Source organism: Sphaerisporangium rufum (genome assembly GCF_016863395.1).
Taxonomy (GTDB): domain Bacteria; phylum Actinomycetota; class Actinomycetes; order Streptosporangiales; family Streptosporangiaceae; genus Sphaerisporangium; species Sphaerisporangium rufum.
The window spans coordinates 1-16,100 of record NZ_BOOU01000024.1; the positions used below are offsets into that span (position 1 = coordinate 1).

The 16,100-nt window shown below is 70.1% G+C and carries 14 protein-coding genes, 1 tRNA gene and 1 riboswitch; of the genes, 10 read left to right on the plus strand and 5 right to left on the minus strand.

What is annotated here, in order from left to right; genetic code table 11:
* The first annotated feature begins 5 nt into the window (after positions 1-5).
* The 6 genes from Sru01_RS36150 to Sru01_RS07765 all read left to right on the plus strand — a co-directional run bounded on the left by Sru01_RS36150 (position 6) and on the right by Sru01_RS07765 (position 5,512).
* Positions 6-1,298, plus strand: coding sequence for an RNA polymerase sigma factor (locus Sru01_RS36150; RefSeq protein ID WP_275412145.1), 1,293 nt, complete (start codon positions 6-8; stop codon positions 1,296-1,298).
* 56 nt (positions 1,299-1,354) lie between these two features.
* Positions 1,355-2,359, plus strand: a complete 1,005-nt coding sequence (locus Sru01_RS07745; protein WP_203983199.1) for an NADP-dependent oxidoreductase — start codon at positions 1,355-1,357, stop codon at positions 2,357-2,359.
* A gap of 52 nt (positions 2,360-2,411) precedes the next feature.
* Positions 2,412-2,687 carry a hypothetical protein gene (locus Sru01_RS07750; RefSeq protein WP_203983200.1) on the plus strand — a complete coding sequence of 92 codons (276 nt, stop codon included), beginning with the start codon at positions 2,412-2,414 and terminating at the stop codon, positions 2,685-2,687.
* Positions 2,688-2,717: 30 nt separating this feature from the next.
* Positions 2,718-3,116: an OsmC family protein gene (locus tag Sru01_RS07755; protein WP_203983201.1), complete on the plus strand. Its 399-nt coding sequence runs from the start codon at positions 2,718-2,720 to the stop codon at positions 3,114-3,116.
* A gap of 944 nt (positions 3,117-4,060) precedes the next feature.
* Positions 4,061-4,192, plus strand: a riboswitch (cyclic di-AMP (ydaO/yuaA leader).
* A gap of 311 nt (positions 4,193-4,503) precedes the next feature.
* Positions 4,504-5,274: a hypothetical protein gene (locus Sru01_RS36535; protein ID WP_373869500.1), complete on the plus strand. Its 771-nt coding sequence runs from the start codon at positions 4,504-4,506 to the stop codon at positions 5,272-5,274.
* A gap of 164 nt (positions 5,275-5,438) precedes the next feature.
* Positions 5,439-5,512, plus strand: a tRNA-Lys gene (locus Sru01_RS07765).
* Between the two features lie 151 nt (positions 5,513-5,663).
* On the opposite strand, the gene Sru01_RS07770 is transcribed toward Sru01_RS07765, so the two are convergent.
* Complete coding sequence (locus tag Sru01_RS07770) at positions 5,664-6,905, minus strand: IS256 family transposase (protein WP_203983202.1); 1,242 nt, start codon at positions 6,903-6,905, stop codon at positions 5,664-5,666.
* Positions 6,906-7,161: 256 nt separating this feature from the next.
* On the opposite strand from Sru01_RS07770, the gene Sru01_RS07775 reads away from it, so the two are divergent.
* Complete coding sequence (locus tag Sru01_RS07775; RefSeq protein WP_203983203.1) at positions 7,162-7,614, plus strand: DUF488 domain-containing protein; 453 nt, start codon at positions 7,162-7,164, stop codon at positions 7,612-7,614.
* Here the strand turns inward: Sru01_RS07775 and Sru01_RS07780 are convergent.
* The 4 genes from Sru01_RS07780 to Sru01_RS07795 all read right to left on the minus strand — a co-directional run bounded on the left by Sru01_RS07780 (position 7,592) and on the right by Sru01_RS07795 (position 12,131).
* Entirely contained in the window at positions 7,592-8,368 is a 777-nt protein-coding gene (locus tag Sru01_RS07780) for a DUF8757 domain-containing protein (protein WP_203983204.1), read from the minus strand. The genes Sru01_RS07775 and Sru01_RS07780 overlap by 23 nt on opposite strands.
* Positions 8,369-8,745: 377 nt before the next feature.
* Positions 8,746-10,122 (minus strand): ABC transporter substrate-binding protein, encoded by a 1,377-nt coding sequence (locus Sru01_RS07785; RefSeq protein ID WP_203983205.1) that lies wholly within the window; start codon positions 10,120-10,122, stop codon positions 8,746-8,748.
* 24 nt (positions 10,123-10,146) lie between these two features.
* Complete coding sequence (locus Sru01_RS07790) at positions 10,147-11,070, minus strand: carbohydrate ABC transporter permease (protein ID WP_239137087.1); 924 nt, start codon at positions 11,068-11,070, stop codon at positions 10,147-10,149.
* Positions 11,067-12,131: a carbohydrate ABC transporter permease gene (locus tag Sru01_RS07795; RefSeq protein WP_239137089.1), complete on the minus strand. Its 1,065-nt coding sequence runs from the start codon at positions 12,129-12,131 to the stop codon at positions 11,067-11,069. Before Sru01_RS07795 ends, Sru01_RS07790 begins: the two co-directional genes overlap by 4 nt.
* A 301-nt stretch (positions 12,132-12,432) precedes the next feature.
* On the opposite strand from Sru01_RS07795, the gene Sru01_RS07800 reads away from it, so the two are divergent.
* The 3 genes from Sru01_RS07800 (at position 12,433) to Sru01_RS07810 (ending at position 16,100) form a co-directional block, all read left to right on the plus strand.
* A complete protein-coding gene (locus Sru01_RS07800; protein WP_203983206.1) occupies positions 12,433-13,428 on the plus strand; it encodes a LacI family DNA-binding transcriptional regulator in 996 nt (331 codons plus the stop codon).
* Between the two features lie 115 nt (positions 13,429-13,543).
* Positions 13,544-15,706 (plus strand): beta-galactosidase, encoded by a 2,163-nt coding sequence (locus Sru01_RS07805; protein ID WP_203983207.1) that lies wholly within the window; start codon positions 13,544-13,546, stop codon positions 15,704-15,706.
* A gap of 70 nt (positions 15,707-15,776) precedes the next feature.
* On the plus strand, positions 15,777-16,100 hold the full coding sequence (locus Sru01_RS07810) for a hypothetical protein (protein ID WP_203983208.1): 324 nt from the start codon (positions 15,777-15,779) through the stop codon (positions 16,098-16,100).

The following is a 16,100-nucleotide window of genomic DNA, read 5'->3' on the forward strand; positions in this document are numbered from 1 at the left end:
TAAGCCTGAGGGACGAAGGCTTGCGAGCGACGCTCGAAGAACGCCGGCTGAAGGCGCCAGAACGCAGCGCGAGCGGAGCGAGTGCCAGGGAACTCGCCGAGGTCTTCCGCCGGGAGTACGGCCGGGCGGTCGCCGCGCTGGTGCGCCGGTTCGGTGATATCGACCTGGCCGAAGAGTGCATCCAGGAGGCGTTCTTGGAGGCGGTGCGGCTGTGGCCGGTCACCGGCCCGCCGCCCAGCCCGGCGGGCTGGATCATCACGACCGCTCGTAACCGGGCGATCGACCGGCTGCGCCGCGAGGCGTCCCGCGCGGACCGGCAGGCCGAGGCGGTCCGGCTGCACGGCGGCGACGACCCGATCGAGGAGGGGGCCGTGCCCGACGACCGACTGCGATTGATCTTCACCTGCTGCCACCCGGCGCTGGCCGTGCCGGCCCAGGTCGCGCTGACGTTGCGGCTGATCGGCGGGCTCACCACGACGGAGATCGCGCGCGCGTTCCTGGTGCCCGAGACGACGATGGCCCAGCGGCTGGTCCGCGCCAAGGCCAAGATCCGCGCGGCCGGCATCCCGTACCGGGTGCCCCGGGAGGCCGACCTGCCCGGCCGCCTCCGGCCGGTGCTGGCGGTGCTGCTGCTGATCTTCAACGAGGGTTACGCGGCCGGCTCGGGTGACCGGCTGGTCCGCGACGAGTTGTGCGCCGAGGCCGTCCGGCTGGCCCGGCTGCTGGCCGAGCTGATGCCGGACGAGCCGGAGGTGCTCGGCCTGCTGGCGCTGATGCTGCTGCTGCGCTCCCGCCAGGACGCCCGGACCGGTCCGGGCGGCAGCCTGGTGCCGCTGGCCGACCAGGACCGGCGCCGCTGGGACCGGGAGCTGATCGCCGAGGGGCAGGACCTGGTCCGCCGCTGCCTGCGGCGGGATCGCCCCGGCCCGTACCAGATCCAGGCGGCGATCAACGCGGTGCACGCGGACGCGGCCGACGCCGGGGCCACCGACTGGGCCCAGATCGTGGCACTGTACGACCGGCAGATGGCCGTGGCCCCCGGCCCGGTGGTGGCGCTGAACCGGGCGGTGGCGGTGGCGGAGGTGGCCGGGCCGGCCGCCGCGCTCGACCTGGTGGACGGCCTGGACCTGCCCGGCTACCACATCATGCACGCGGTGCGGGCCGACCTGCTGCGCCGGCTGGGCCGGACCGCCGAGGCCGCGGCGGCCTTCACCGCGGCGATCGAGCGCACCGGGAACGAGGTCGAACGGGAATTCCTGCGCGCGCGCCGGGCGGGGCTGGCGCGGGGCGAGGTGTGACGCAACTCGCCGCTCGCCGGTGAATATCCGCTGGTCGCCAGGAAACTAAGCAAACCATGACACGTGGCATCAAACTACGCTCCCGCCCGGTGGGCTGGCCGGACGCCGGCGTTTTCGAGCTCGCCGAGCTGCCGGTCACCCCGCTCGACGCAGGCCAGGTCCGGGTACGGAACCTGTTCATGTCCGTCGATCCGTACATGCGCGGCCGGATGAACGAGGGTAAGTCGTACGTGCCGCCGTTCCAGGTGGGCGAGCTGCTGGACGGCGGCGCCGTCGGCGAGGTGGTGGAGAGCCGCGCGGACGGCCTGCCGGTCGGCGAGCTGGTGCTGCACGACCGGGGCTGGCGGGAGGAGGCCGTGGTGGACGCCGCGCGGGCACGCGCCGTCCGGCCGCCCGAGGGGATCTCGCCGTCCGCCTATCTCGGCGTGCTCGGCATGCCCGGGCTGACGGCCTATGTCGGGCTGCTCGACGTGGCCGGCTTCCAGGAGGGCGACGCGGTGTTCGTGTCCGGCGCCGCGGGGGCGGTCGGGAGCCTGGTGGGCCAGATCGCCCGGCTGCGCGGCGCCTCCCGGGTCGTGGGCAGCGCGGGCTCTGAAGAGAAGGTCCGCTACCTCACCGAGCAGCTCGGGTTCGACGCGGCGTTCAACTACAAGACGGACCGTCCGCTGACCGAGCAGCTGCGGTCTGCCGCGCCCGATGGCATCGACGTCTACTTCGACAACGTGGGCGGAGATCACCTGGCCGCCGCGATCGACTGCCTCCACGACCACGGCCGGGCCGCGCTGTGCGGGGCCATCTCCGGTTACAACGAGACCGAGCAGCCGCCCGGCCCGGGCAACCTCTTCAAGATCGTCACCAAGCGGCTGACGTTGCGGGGTTTCATCGTGGGCGACCACGCCGCACGGATGCCCGACATGATCAACGAGATGGGCGACTGGCTGCGGACCGGCGCCATCCGGTTCGACGAGACCGTGGTCGAGGGCATCGAGAACGCGCCGGAGGCGTTCCTCGGCATGCTCCGCGGCGAGAACCGCGGGAAGATGATCGTCAAGCTGGCGTAGTGGCATATCCGGCTGATCCTCGGGAAAGGTGCATACCAGGAGGTGTGAGGCAATGAACCAGGATCAGCTGGAGTTGCTGCCGGCCGATGAGCTGCACGACCGCGCGGTACGCTACGCGGTCACGCACGGTGACTTCGGCTTCCTGTGGAGGCTGCTCAAGGCCATCCCCGCCGCCGAGGCGGCCGGCGGCCACGGGCAGGAGGCCGCCAACGACCTCACCCGGGTCTCGGCGCTGCTCAGTGACGCGATCGCCTCGGGCGAAGGCGAACTCGGCGAGGCGCTGCGCCCCATGTACATCGCCTACCTTGCCGAGCACCCGGACGCCTGACCGGGCCGCGGGCCGTTCTACGCTCGATGAATGGCATCGGTGAACGTGGAACGTACGGACGACGGCTTCGTGGCGCGCAACGCCCGCGGAGCCGAGGTGAAGATGGGCAGCGGTGACGAGCAGGGCGCATTCACCCCGGTGGAGCTGCTGCTCGCCGCGGTCGGCGGCTGCAACATCGTCACCGTGGAGCCGCTGACCGCCCAGCGCGGTCACCGGCTGGTGCGGCTGGCGATGACCGTGGCCGCCGAGAAGGTCGAGCCCACCCTGCTCGGCCCGGTCACGGTGACCTACGAGGTGGAGCTCCCGGAAGGCGACCCCAAGGCGGACGAGGTCTTCCGGGCCGTGGCCCACCGGGTCCACGAGCGGCACTGCACCGTCAGCCGCTCGCTGGAGAAGGGCACACAGGTGATCGTCGAACTACCGGATTAGCGGCGGCCCCGGAGCGCCGTCGCGGTATCTGGTCATCCCGCAGGCTTAGACCGAATCTATACCGTGCGATGACGAGTACCTCAGGACCCGGTATGTAGTGTTAAGGCAGGTCAAGAGGGATGCGACCGCGCCCGCGAGGGCGACGCACAAGCTTTTCACCAGAAGGACGCGGTGGGGGAACGCGTCCGATCAACGGGACCCGCACCGGTGTTTTTGGGGGAAGACATCGGCGCAGGACCGTTATCGCGGGGCCGGGCAGGCGGGGGACTGCCCGGCCCCGCTGTGTTTGCCGGCGCGCGCTTCGCGCGCGCTGCGTTCGGGCGCCTTCAGCCGGCGTTCTTCGAGCGTCGCTCGCAAGCCTTCGTTCCTCAGGCTTACTCCCTCCTCCTCACAACACCGGCGCGCCCGAACGCCGGGGTGGGGCAGCGGCGGGGTCAGTGCGAGCTCCACGGGGGTGGGAAGCGGCGGGGTCGTCGCCGGCTCTGTGGGGTGGGTGTTGGGGTGATCTTTTGGACTCGCGAGGGGTGGGGTCCCGATTGGGGTGATCTTGGGCTCTGGGGCGCGGGCGAGCGGGGTGGTGGTCTCTCGGGGGGTGGGGTGGTGGCCGGATGGGGCAGGTTGTGGGAGATCGGCGATACGTTGGGTAACTTTGTTAACGCGCAGAGTATTGCCGGGGGAGGGGTCGGGGTGCGTTTTACTGATCGTTCGAAGGGGCGGGTAAAGGGACGGCAAACCTCTTGAGTCACCAGAGGCTCGCCTTGTCACACTGGCGCGCTGATCGCTGGCCCATTTTCAGCGAGAATGGCGCTATTTAAGGGGTTTTGGGGTGAAAGGTAGATTTTCTAGCTGGTTGTAGACGTTCGGTTGGCTTTGTCATCACTTGGTGGGTATGTTGCTGGGACCGGGTGGTGACCTGGTCTTCAGCCGGAAGGCCGCCAGCCGGTCGTCGAGTCCCAGGGCCGTATCGGTCCAGGAGCCGGGGACCCAATCTCATTGGGGTGAATCCGCGCCAGCGGTAGGGCGAACTCCACGCCCGAACCCGTCAGCTAACCCGGTAGACGTCCATGGAGAGGAGACCACGAGTGGAGCACCCCACCCCGCCCTGTGCGTCCCCCGGGCGACCATAAGTCCCGGCTCTCGCCGCAGGTAGCGGCGGACGGCGCGGCCTTGATCGCCGCGTGACCCGCGGCCCGCGCCCGACCCACCACGTGGCGGCATGCCACGACCGTAGCGACATCCCCTGACAGCGCCGTGCCCTTGACGCCTTCCCTGTTTTCGCGTCCGGCGGCCCCTGACGAGCGCACCGTCCCGTACCGAGGTTTCTTCGACATTCCGTCGATCCCCCGGAGCGCGGACCGCCCTGTCTCCTGATGAAGGACCTACCCCCATGCCGTTCTTCTCCAACACCCCCAAGTGCTGGCTGGCCTCGGGTGTGGCCTGTACCGCCATCATCGGCACCACCGCCTTCGCCGCCACCGACCTGACCTCGCAGGACGATGAGACCGCCGCGGTCGCCGTGGACGAGACGTCCGCCGCCGCGGACGAGACGCGCGACGACGCCGCCCCCCCGGCGGCCGCCGCCGAGAGCACCGAGGACGACCGGAGCGCCGAGCGCGACGAGCGCGCGGACGCCGAGGAGGACGAGGCCGACAAGGCTGATAAGGCTGATAAGGCTGATAAGGCCCCGGCCACCAAGCGGGTCATGCTCAAGGGGTCGACCACGGCCTCCTACTTCTGGGACGACTCCTCCGGCCGGATGGGCGACACCGGCCTGCCCGCCAGCGGCAAGCCCATGCAGAAGGGCATGTTCGCCAGCCCCAGCTGGCCGCTCGGCACCGAGGGCTACGTCGTCTACAACGGTAAGAAGGCCCCGTTCTTCATTGGCGACCGCGGGCCGGGCATCCCGTCCGAGCGCGGCATCATGCTGGACATCGACGGCAAGACCTTCGCCGAGCTGACCGGGGGAAGGTTCAACGACAGCAACCTCACGGTCACCGGGTTCGGCTCCGGCCACATCAAGGTGGACTACGTGATCACCAAGTGGGGTAAGGGCCCGGGCCGCAAGAACCGCCCGGTGCCGTTCTCCAACGGTGCCTGGCGGGTCTTCGACTCGAGCCCGGCCAAACCGACGACGGTGCTCGCCGAGGCGCACGACTGACCGCGTCCGCCCTCCCCGGGGAGAGCGCGTCTCCCCGTCCCCGCCCGGATCGCCCATGCTCCCGCCGATCCGGGTCTCGTCGTTCATGCGGTTCCACCGGCGCCGCCGGCCCTCCCGGCCGATGTGCGTGCCGCGTCCGGGGCTGCTAGAGTCGCCATAGCCAAGCGCCGCTAGCTCAGTTGGTTAGAGCAGCTGACTCTTAATCAGCGGGTCCGGGGTTCGAGTCCCTGGCGGCGCACAGCGAGAAACCCCAGCTCAAGCGTTTGAGCTGGGGTTTCTTTGTTTGACGTCTAGCCATGTACGTCCATCTGAGGGCTTGCCGAGCTCCGTCGGTCACGTCCAGCGGAGTGGTGTATGAGTTGATCTCCGCGTGATCCTGTTTCTGCAGGTTAAGCGGTGAGTGTCTGGGGGGTCGGGTTTGGTTGTGGTGTGTCGCTGGAAATGACGCGGAGTCGGGTCTTGGCCAGGATGTCGGGGCCCATGTAGCGGCGGGCTTCGGTCCATTCGTCGGTCTGTTCGGCCAGGACCGCGCCGATGAGGCGGATGATCGCCGGGCGGTCGGGGAAGATGCCGACCACGTCGGTGCGGCGGCGGATCTCCTTGTTCAGTCGTTCCTGGGGGTTGTTGGACCAGATCTGTTTCCAGATCTCGCGGGGGAAGGCGGCGAAGGCGAGCAGGTCGTCGGCGGCGGCGTCCAGATGGTCGCAGGCGGCGGGGTATTTCGCCGACAGCGCGTCGATGACCCAGGCGTGCTGGGTGCGCACCTGCTCGGCGGTGGGCTGGTCGAAGATGGTGCGCACCAGGGTGGCCACCCAGGGCTGGGCGGATTTGGGGACGACGGTGAGCAGATTGCGCAGGTAGTGGGTGCGACACCGCTGCCAGCACGCCCCGGGCAGGGCGGCGGCCACCGCGCCGACCAGCCCGGTGTGGGCGTCGGAGATGACCAACTGGACGCCCGACAGGCCGCGGGCGACCAGGCCGCGCAGGAAGGTCAGCCATCCGGCACCGTCCTCGGCCGAGCTGACTTCAAGGCCGAGGATCTCCCGGCGGCCGTCGGCGTTGACCGCGGTGGCCACCAGCACGTGCACGTTGATGGTCCGCCCGCCCTCGCGGACCTTCTGGGTGAGGGCGTCCAGCCACAGGAAGGTGTAGGGGCCGGCGTCCAAGGCGCGGGTGCGGAAGGCCTCCACCTGCTCGTCCAGCACGCCGGCCATCTGCGAGACCTGGCTTTTGGAGATGTGCTTGATGCCCAGCTGCTCCACCAGTTTGTCCACCCGCCGGGTCGACACTCCCAGCAGGTAGCTGGTGGCCACCACGCTGATCAGCGCCTGCTCGGCCCGGCGGCGCCGCTCCAGCAGCCAGTCGGGGAAGTAGGACCCCTGCCGCAGCTTGGGGATCGCCAGCTCCACCGTCCCTGCGCGGGTGTCCCACTCACGGGTCCGGTACCCGTTGCGCCGGTTGGTCCGCTCGCTGCTGCGGGTGCCGTACCCGGCGCCGCACAGCCCGTCGGCGTCGGCCGACATCAACGTCTCGGCCATGGTCTTCACCATGGATCGCAACAGATCCGGGTCGCCCTGCTCGATCTGCTTCGCCAGCCAGTCCGCAGCGTCCACACTGTCGTTGACGGCCATCCTGTCCTCCTTCGCTCTTGATCATGCACTCGAAGGATCACGCGATGGCCGTTCTCATTTCACGACGCCACGCTGACTACCAGCGGAAACTCGTACACCACCTCCGTGGACGCAACCGCTCCGTCGCGCTCGTGGGTGTGCTCGCACGTAGCCGCGCCCATCGGTGATGACGCATCGTGAGTGTATGGCAACGATTCGGAGTCACCTGTTGTGGAACGGGGTGACGGGTACATCTTCTCGTGAAAGGGTGCAGGGCATGTTGACGATCAATCAGCCAGCCGTGACCGGCGTCGGCTATGAGGGATACGACCTCGACGGCTTCGTGTGTCATCTACGCCGTGAGGGCATCACCTTGCTGATTGACGTGCGCTTGAACCCGATCTCGCGTAAGCGGGGATTCAGCAAGACGGCCTTGGCGACGGCGCTGGCCGAGGCGGGTATCGGCTACGAGCACATGCGTGAACTGGGTAACCCGAAGTGGAACCGCGCCGGATTCGGTGGCAGCCCGGCCGAACTGGGCGCTGCACGCGGGATCTACGCCGGGTTTCTCGACGGCGATGAGGCCCGGGACTGTGTGGAGCGGATCATCGCTGCTGGTCGGGAGGGGAAGGTGGCGGTGATGTGCTTCGAGGCTGACGAACACCGCTGCCACCGCGACCTGGTGTTGGAGGCTGTCCGCGAGCGGTTCAGCTTCGCGATCTCGGCGTAGGCCGCCGGGGGTAGACGACGCCTAGCACGAGGAAGCTTCTGGGGTGGGCCTGCTGGTTGCCCACGTAGAAGATGGTGTCGCGGTCTGGGGCGCACATCAGGTCCCAGAACTTGTCGCGAATCGCTTCGACGACGCCGGCGTCCTCGCGATCGTGGACGCTGCGCTGGAGGCCGACGAGTTCCCAGTCGATGATGCCCTGGCGGTGTCCTTTGCAGGCTGGGCTGTGGCAGCGGTAGCGGTACCAGGCCTTGAAGCGTGGAGCCTGCAGGGTTGATCGCGGGCCGGAGTCCCATAGGGCGCATTGGTTCACATAGAGATTGATCTTCGCCTGTTCGTCCGGAGTCCAGCCTGGGTGGGGTTCGATGTCCAGGCCAAGGACTTCCTGCGGGCGGACGGCCGCCAGGGATCGGGCTCCGGCGTATTCGCGTACGTCGTTGAGCAGGTCGCACATCGATTCTTCGACGTAGTCGTCGAGGTACGGCATGCGTTTGTCCCAGGTCTTGAGGTGTCTGACGACCTCGAAGCGGTCCGCGCCTGGCCGCCAGCTCTCGACTCGTGGGTCGCGCTCGTTGGGTTGGGCTTCCAGGGTGACGATGTCGTACTTCTTGAACTTGCTGTCGCCTTCGAGCTCGCGGTGGTTGATGGGGTAGAGGCGGATCCAACCGGGATTGTTGATGTCCAGGCTGAGTCCGGCGACGCAGACGGTTTCGCCGTAGGTGGCGGACGGGTTGGGCGCTGCCTTGACGGTGATCAATACCCTCATCTGCTGTGGACGAGACCCGCGAGGCTTGGATTGGAGCGTTCCGAGATCAGGGCCGAACAACGAGTGCTGTGTCATCCAGGGTCCTTCGTCCTGACTAGCGAGTGTGCCCCCTCTTGCACGGTAGCTTGACGAGATTCTGACGTCTTCTCGTTGATCGAAGTTGTCCGCTCATGGTCACCCCGGCACGCTGGGGTGGTGCCGCACCTGCGTGCGGCGGAAACGCCGAGCAGCCGATCGGCTGGCCCGATCATGGGCATTACCCCGCTGTTGAGCGCCGCGCTCAGCGCGGTGTCGGCGACGTCCGGATGGTAGGGCCGGCGGATGTGTGGGCCCCGCCCACTCCTACGGGGCCCACACATCCGTGAGGGTCAGCCGTTGGTGACGGTGAAGCCCTGCTCGTTGCCGAAGGCGGTGATGCGGTCCTGCCAGGTCTTCAGGCCGGCGGCCAGGTCGCCGCCGTCGATGGCCTGCCCGACGGTGTCCTTGAAGATGCTGTTGGCGTAGACCTGGAAGGGCAGGTACTGCCAGTCGGTCCGGACGGCGCTGGACGCGGCGCTCAGCACCTCGTTGGCCTGCTGCCCGTCGAAGTAGTCGAACGCGGTGCCCCGCCAGGCCTGGTCGTCGAGCAGCGTCCTGGTGGCCGGGAACAGCCCGACCTCGGTGTTCAGCGACCGGACGGCCTCGGGGTCGGAGTTCAGCCACTCGGCGAAGGCCACCGCGGCCGGGATGTTCTTGCTCTGGGTGGTGACCGCGACCGAGGAGCCGCCGTTCTCGGAGTTGGCCGGGGCGGCCGCGTCGTACTGCGGCATGGGGGCCACCGCCCACTTGCCCTTGGACTTGGGGATGGAGGACGTCAGCGGGGACGGGGCCCAGGCCCCGGCCAGCCAGGTGGCGTACTTGCCGGACTCCATGCTCTTCCACCACTCGTCGGTCCAGCCGGGCTGCACGTCGACGAGCTTCTCGGTGAGCAGGGGGGTCCAGGTGTCCACCCAGCGCTTGACGCCCGGGTCGGTGGCGAGGGTGACGCTGACGTCGGTGGCGCCGGTCGACTTGAACGGTACGCCGCCCGCCTGCCAGATCATGCTGTCGACGCCGCCGGCGTCCCCGGGGTCGATCGAGGCCATGAACGTGTCCGGCTCGGCCTTCTTGACCTTCCGGGCGGTCTCCACGAACTCGGCCCAGGTCGCCGGCGGCTTCAGGTCGAGCTTGTCGAAGATGTCCTTGCGGTAGAACATCGCCATGGGGCCGGTGTCCTGCGGGATGCCGAAGACGCCGCCGTTGATGGAGACCTGGCCCCACGCCGACGGGCTGAACCGGTCCTTCACCTTGTCGGCGCCGTGCTCGGCGAGGTTCACCACCTGCTTGGACAGCGCGAACTGCGGGAGGGCGAAGTACTCGATCTGCGCGACGTCCGGCGCGCCGGTGCCGGCCTTCATAACGGTCTGCAGCTTGGTGTACTGGTCGGCGGACTGGCCGGCGTTGACCACCTTGACCTTGATGTTGGGGTACTTCTGCTGGAACTTGTCGACGGTCTTCTCGATGCCGGCCACCCAGGTCCAGAAGGTCAGCTCGGCGGGCTTGCTCAGCGCGTCCTGCGCGGCGGCCGAGGCGCCGGGGGCGGCGGCGCCCGACCCGGTGCCGTCCGTGGCGCCGTCGCCGCCGCCACCGCACGCGGCGAGTGCGAGCGACAGGGCTGCGGCGACGCCGGCGGTCAGCGCGCCGCGCCGGGTGGCGATCGTCTTCATGGCGTTTCCTTCTTCATTGGAGGACTACTGCTTGACGCTTCCGGTGGCGAGCCCCGACTGCCAGAACCGCTGGAGCAGCAGGAACGCGATGATCAGCGGCACGATGGAGAGCAGGCTGCCGGTCAGGATGATCGAGTAGGTGGCCTCGCCGAGACCGGCGGAGCCGCTGTTGGCCTGGGCGTTCCACTGGGCGAGCCCGACGGTCAGCGGGAACCACTCGGGGGTGTTCAGCACGATCAGCGGCAGGAAGTAGTTGTTCCACGTCGCGACCAGCGAGAACAGCAGGACGGTGACGAAGCCGGGGGCCAGCAGGCGCAGCGCGATGGTGCGCAGGATGCGCAGCTCGCCGGCCCCGTCGATGCGGGCCGATTCGAGGATCGAGTCGGGCACCGCGTCGGCCGCGTACACCCGCATCAGGTAGAGCCCGAACGGGCTGACCAGCGACGGGATGAGCACCGCCCAGGGCGAGTCGACGATGCCGATCCGGCTGAACAGCAGGTAGGTCGGTACGGCGAGGGCGGTGCCGGGGATGGAGATGGCCCCGATCACCAGCGCGAACAGCAGCCTGCGGCCCGGGAACCGGTACTTCGCCAGAGCGTAGCCGCCCAGGGTCGCCAGGACGGCCGCGCCGCCCGCGCCGACCACCGAGTAGAGCACGGTGTTGCCGAACCAGCGCAGGAAGATGCCGTCGCCGTAGCGGAACGTGGCACCGATGTTGGTGAACAGCTGCCAGTCGTCGCCGAACCACAGCCCGAACGTCGAGAACAGGTCCCCGTCGCTCTTGCCGGCGTTCATCAGCAGCCACAGCAGCGGCAGCACGGTGTAACCGAACATCAGCAGCATGGCCACGGTGAGCGCGGGGCTCCTGGCGCCCCGCCGGCGGCTCCGCGCCGGCCTGGTCGCGGTGTGGCGCCCGGTCGCGGCCGGGGTCTCGGTGGCGGCGGTCACAGCGCGCGCTCCCTTCTCGCGGTGGCGAGCTGGACCGTGTACGCCACCACGACGGTGACCAGGCCGAGGACCACGGCGATCGCGGCCGAGTAGTTGATCTGCTGGCCGTTGAACGCCAGGTTGTAGGCGTACATGTTGGGCGTGTAACCGGTGGTGACGACGGCGGGGGCGAGCTTCTGCAGGATGTTCGGCTCGTTGAACAGCTGGAAGCTGCCGATGATCGAGAAGATCGTCGCCACCAGCAGGGCCGGGCGCAGGGCGGGGAGCTTGATGCTCCAGGCGATCCGGACGGCGCCGGCGCCGTCCACCTCGGCGGCCTCGTAGAGCTCTCCGGGGACGGCCCGCAGCGCCGCGTACAGCAGGATCATGTTGTAGCCGACGAACTCCCAGGTGACCATGTTGCCGATCGCGGCGAGCATCCACGAGCGGGACATCAGGTCGGGAAGATCGAGGCCGAGGGCTCGGCCGATCTGCCCGGTCAGGCCGAACTGGTCGCCGTACATGTATCCCCACATCAGCGCGGCCACGACCGCGGGGACCGCGTACGGCATGAAGATCGTGATGCGGAACAGCCGGGGCCAGCGGAGCCGGCCGCTGTCGATCGCCAGGGCGCAGAACAGCGCGAGTCCCAGCATGATCGGCACCTGGACGGCGAGGAAGAGCGCGACGCGCAGCAGGCCGGTGCCGAACACCGCGTCACCGATGGCCCGCGCGTAGTTGGCCAGGCCGACGAAGACCGTGCCGCCGATCATGCGGTCCTGGAAGAGGCTGAGGTAGACGGCGTACGCCAGCGGCGCGACGATCGCGACCAGGAAGACCACCAGGAACGGCAGGAAGAAGGCGTACCCGGCCAGGTGCTGGCGGAGCAGCACGTGACCGGTGCCGGGCCGCGCGCTCGGCGCCGTCACCCCGCGCTCCGGGCCGGTGATGTTCGCGTTGCCATGAGGAGTGGCACAGAACTCTCCTTGTCGGGCGTCGCGGCCGGCCGCCGACGCCGCCACCTCGGCCGTCGCCTGCCGGGTGGGGAGGATGGTCGCCATGACGCTCGGGGCCGTGTTCACGTGAACATGAGGGAAGGTGTCCAGTAGTTTGTCCCGGCCACCAGAGCGTGTCAATGGTTCCCTCGAACGTAACAACCGTGCCGTTTCAGGCCATGACTGCCAGCCGGAGCGGATCCGGCTCGTCCTGTTGACGGATCCTTGTGTTTACGTAAACATCAGGGCAGCAGCCCGCCCGGACAGCGGGCCCGCCCACGACGGGCGGGCCTTCTGGGCGGCCATCGGACGACGGGTGGTGGCGGTGGACGGGGCGACCCAGCAGACGCGGAGCACGGCCGGGCGGCGGCCGCCGCGCAGGCCTTCCATGGCGGACGTCGCGGCGATGGCCGGGGTGTCCAGCCAGACCGTCTCCCGGGTGGCCAACAACCGCAGCAACGTCGAGGCGGAGACCCGCCGGCGCGTGCTGTCGGCCATGCGCGTCCTCGGCTACCGGCCCAACACCGCCGCCCGCGCGCTGGTCACCGGCCAGTTCCGCACCCTCGGCCTGATCAGTTTCGGGTTCAGCCGCTTCGGCAACGCCCGTACGGTCGACGCGGTCATCAAGGTCGCGCAGCGCGCCGGTTACACCGTCAACATGATCTCCATCGAGTCGCAGACCGAGCGGGCGGTCCACGACGCGTTCGACCAGCTCAGGCTGCAGGCCGTGGACGGGATCGTGCTGGTCGAGGCGCAGACCCTGGACACCCCGGCGCTCCGCCTGCCGCCCGGCGTCCCGGTGGTGATGGCCGACGGCGACGTCAGCCACCGCCATCCCACGGTCGACACCGACCAGGCGCTCGGTGCCCGGCTGGTCACCCGCCACCTGCTCGAACTCGGCCACCGGACGGTCTGGCACGTGGCCGGCCCCGAGGACTCCTACGCGGCGCGGCGGCGCACCGCGTCCTGGCACGACACGCTCAAAGAGGCCGGCGCGCCGGTGCCCCCGGTGCTGTTCGGTGACTGGAGCGCCGCCAGCGGGTACGAGGCCGGCCGGCACCTGCTCAACCGGCCCGAGGTGACCGCGGTGTTCGCCGGGAACGACCAGATGGCCCTTGGGGTGATGCGCGCCCTGACCGAGGCCGGCCGGCACATACCGGGCGAGATCAGCATCGCCGGCTTCGACGACATCGACGAGTCCGGCTTCTTCTCCCCGCCGCTCACCACGGTCCGCCAGGACTTCGACGTGCTGGCCGAGCAGATCGTCTCGCTGATGCTCGGCCAGATCGAGACGGGCGAGGCCCCGTCCGCGACCGCCTTCGTCGCCCCCCGGCTGATCGTCCGGGCCAGCACCGGGGCGCCGCCGCCCGCCGGCCGCCGCTGAGCCGGCCGGTGTGAACGCCCGGCACGCCGTGCCACCCGGCCGGCCCCAACGCACCGCGATCCACCCGAAGGGAGGAGCGGCCCGCTCCGGCACGCCGGGGCGGACCGCGCCGACGATGAACGCCGACCCCCGTGACCGCATTCGCCGTTCCCGCCCCCCGCGGCCGGCCGAGTCCCCGCGGGACCGGCTGTGGCGCCGGCTCGGCGGCATCGCCTTCGGCGGCGACTACAACCCCGAGCAGTGGCCGGCCGAGACCCGGGCCGAGGACATGCGCCTGATGACCGAGGCCGGGGTCAACCTGGTCACCGTCGGCGTCTTCGCCTGGGCCCGGGTGGAACCGGCGCGCGGGGCGTACGACTTCTCGTTCTTCGACCAGGTCATGGACGACCTGCACGCCCACAGGATCACCGCCGACCTCGCCACCATGACCGCCTCGCCGCCGCCGTGGCTGGTGCACGAGCACCCGGAGATCCTGCCGGTCACCGCGGAGGGCACCGTGCTCGGCCCCGGCGCGCGCCAGCACTTCTGCCCCTCCGGCCCGGTCTACCGCGAGCGGGCCGCGATGCTGGTCGAGCGGCTGGCCGAGCACTACCGCGACCATCCCGCCCTCGGCATGTGGCATGTCGGCAACGAGTACGGCTGCCACGTCGCGGCCTGTTACTGCGAGGTGTCGGCGGCGGACTTCCGGCGCTGGCTGCGGGCGCGGTACGACGATGACATCGAGCTGCTCAACGACGCCTGGTCGACCGACTTCTGGTCGCAGCGCTACGCGACGTTCGACCACGTCCTGCCGCCCCGGGCGGCTCCGGCGTTCCCCAACCCGGCCCAGCGACTGGACCACCTGCGCTTCAGCGACGACGCGCTGCGCGAGTGCTTCACCGTCGAAGCGGACATCCTGCGGCGGATCACTCCCGGCGTGCCGGTCACTACGAACTTCCTGAGCGGGCTGAAGTCGGTGGACGTCTTCGGCTGGGCGCCGGAGATGGACGTCGTCGCCGTCGACTCCTACCCCGACCCCCAGCAGGCGCGCCCGCACCTGTGGCCCGGGCTGACGTACGACACGATGCGCGGCGCCGGCGGCGGGGCGCCGTGGATCCTGATGGAGCAGGCGCCGAGCGCGGTGAACTGGCGGGCCAAGAACGCCGTGAAGCGGCCCGGGCAGATGCGGCTGTGGAGCTGGCAGGCCGTCGCGCACGGCGCCGACGCGGTCATGTTCTTCCAGTGGCGGCAGTCCCGCGGCGGCGCCGAGAAGTACCACTCGGGGATGGTGCCGCACGCCGGCCCGGACAGCAGGGTCTTCCGCGAGATCGTCGAGCTCGGCCGCGAGCTGGCCGCGGTGCCGGATCTGGCCGGCACCCGGGTCCGCAACCAGGTCGCGATGCTGCTCGACTGGCACAGCTGGTGGGCGCTGGAGCTGGACTCCCACCCCTCCGACGGCGTGCGACAGCTGGACCGCATGATCGACCACTACGCGCCGCTGGCCGACCTCGGGGCCGGCGTCGATGTGCTGCCGCCGTGGGCCGACCTGTCGGAGTACGCGCTGGTCGTGGTGCCCAGCCTGTACCTGCTCTCCGCCGCCGACGCCCGGCGGCTGGACGGCTACGTCGCCGGGGGCGGGGCGCTGGTGGTCTCGTTCTTCAGCGGCATCGTGGACGAGTACGACCGTGTCCACCTGGGCGGGTATCCCGCGCCGCTGCGGGACGTCCTCGGGGTGCGGGTCGAGGAGTTCTGGCCGGCGGCCGAGCGCGAGACCTTCCCGGTGCGCGGGTGCGGCCCGTTCGCGGCGGCCAGGGGCGTCGCCGACCTGTGGCGGGAGGATCTGCGGCTCTGCGGCGCTGAGGCGGAGTTCGTCTTCGACGCGCCCGGCGAGCCGGCCTGGCCGGCCGCGACCCGGCACGCCCACGGCCGGGGGGTCGCCCGCTACCTGTCCACCCGGCTGGACGAGGCCACCATGCGGGCCGTCCTCGGCCGGGCCCTGCGGGAGGCCGGGGTGGCCCCGGCCGTCGCCGGCCTGCCGCCCGGCGTCCAGGCGAGCGTCCGCACCGGTGACGGCCTGGCCTTTCTCATCCTGCTCAACCACTCCGCCGACCGGCACGAGGTCACCCTGCCGGGGATGTGGTACGACGCGCTCGGCCCGTCCGGCGAGCCGGTCGGCACCCTCCACCTGCCGCCGTCCGGCGTCGCGGTGCTGCGGGACCGTCCCCGAGGGGCGGATCCGGCCGAGCGATCGCGATTTCGGACGCGACGAATTATTTCTCCGGTTTGCCCAAATGCGTAAGCCGTGCTGGCATACTCGATGATCAAGGTGAGATGCTCCGCGGAGCGATCGCGACGGCCGGGGGTGCGGGGTGAGCGGCCATATCGATGTGACGCCGCGGCGGCTGCGGGCCGCCGCGGCGGCCTGCACGGCGGCCGGCGAGGCGCTGGTCTGCACGGACGACCTCTTCCGGTGGAACGCGGCGCCGACCGCCCGCTGTTTCGGGCTGGTGGAGGGCGCCTCCGACGAGCTCGCCGGGCACTACCGCGACTTCCACACCGAGGTGGGCGACTTCCTTGGCGCCCTGTCCTCCGGCCTGGAGACGGCGGCGACCGTACTGGCCGCCGCCGCGGACCGGATCGAGCGGACCGAGGAGCTGACCGCGGACGCCGTCCGGCGGAGCGGCGGCCGGTGA

Bases quoted from the DNA above. Each gene is read 5' to 3' on its own strand.
- Sru01_RS07745 (WP_203983199.1), top strand. From the start codon at position 1,355: ATGACACGTGGCATCAAACTACGCTCCCGCCCGGTGGGCTGGCCGGAC.
- Sru01_RS07750 (WP_203983200.1), top strand. From the start codon at position 2,412: ATGAACCAGGATCAGCTGGAGTTGCTGCCGGCCGATGAGCTGCACGAC.
- Sru01_RS07755 (WP_203983201.1), top strand. From the start codon at position 2,718: ATGGCATCGGTGAACGTGGAACGTACGGACGACGGCTTCGTGGCGCGC.
- Sru01_RS36535 (WP_373869500.1), top strand. From the start codon at position 4,504: ATGCCGTTCTTCTCCAACACCCCCAAGTGCTGGCTGGCCTCGGGTGTG.
- Sru01_RS07770 (WP_203983202.1), bottom strand. From the start codon at position 6,905: ATGGCCGTCAACGACAGTGTGGACGCTGCGGACTGGCTGGCGAAGCAG.
- Sru01_RS07775 (WP_203983203.1), top strand. From the start codon at position 7,162: ATGTTGACGATCAATCAGCCAGCCGTGACCGGCGTCGGCTATGAGGGA.
- Sru01_RS07785 (WP_203983205.1), bottom strand. From the start codon at position 10,122: ATGAAGACGATCGCCACCCGGCGCGGCGCGCTGACCGCCGGCGTCGCC.
- Sru01_RS07800 (WP_203983206.1), top strand. From the start codon at position 12,433: ATGGCGGACGTCGCGGCGATGGCCGGGGTGTCCAGCCAGACCGTCTCC.
- Sru01_RS07805 (WP_203983207.1), top strand. From the start codon at position 13,544: ATGAACGCCGACCCCCGTGACCGCATTCGCCGTTCCCGCCCCCCGCGG.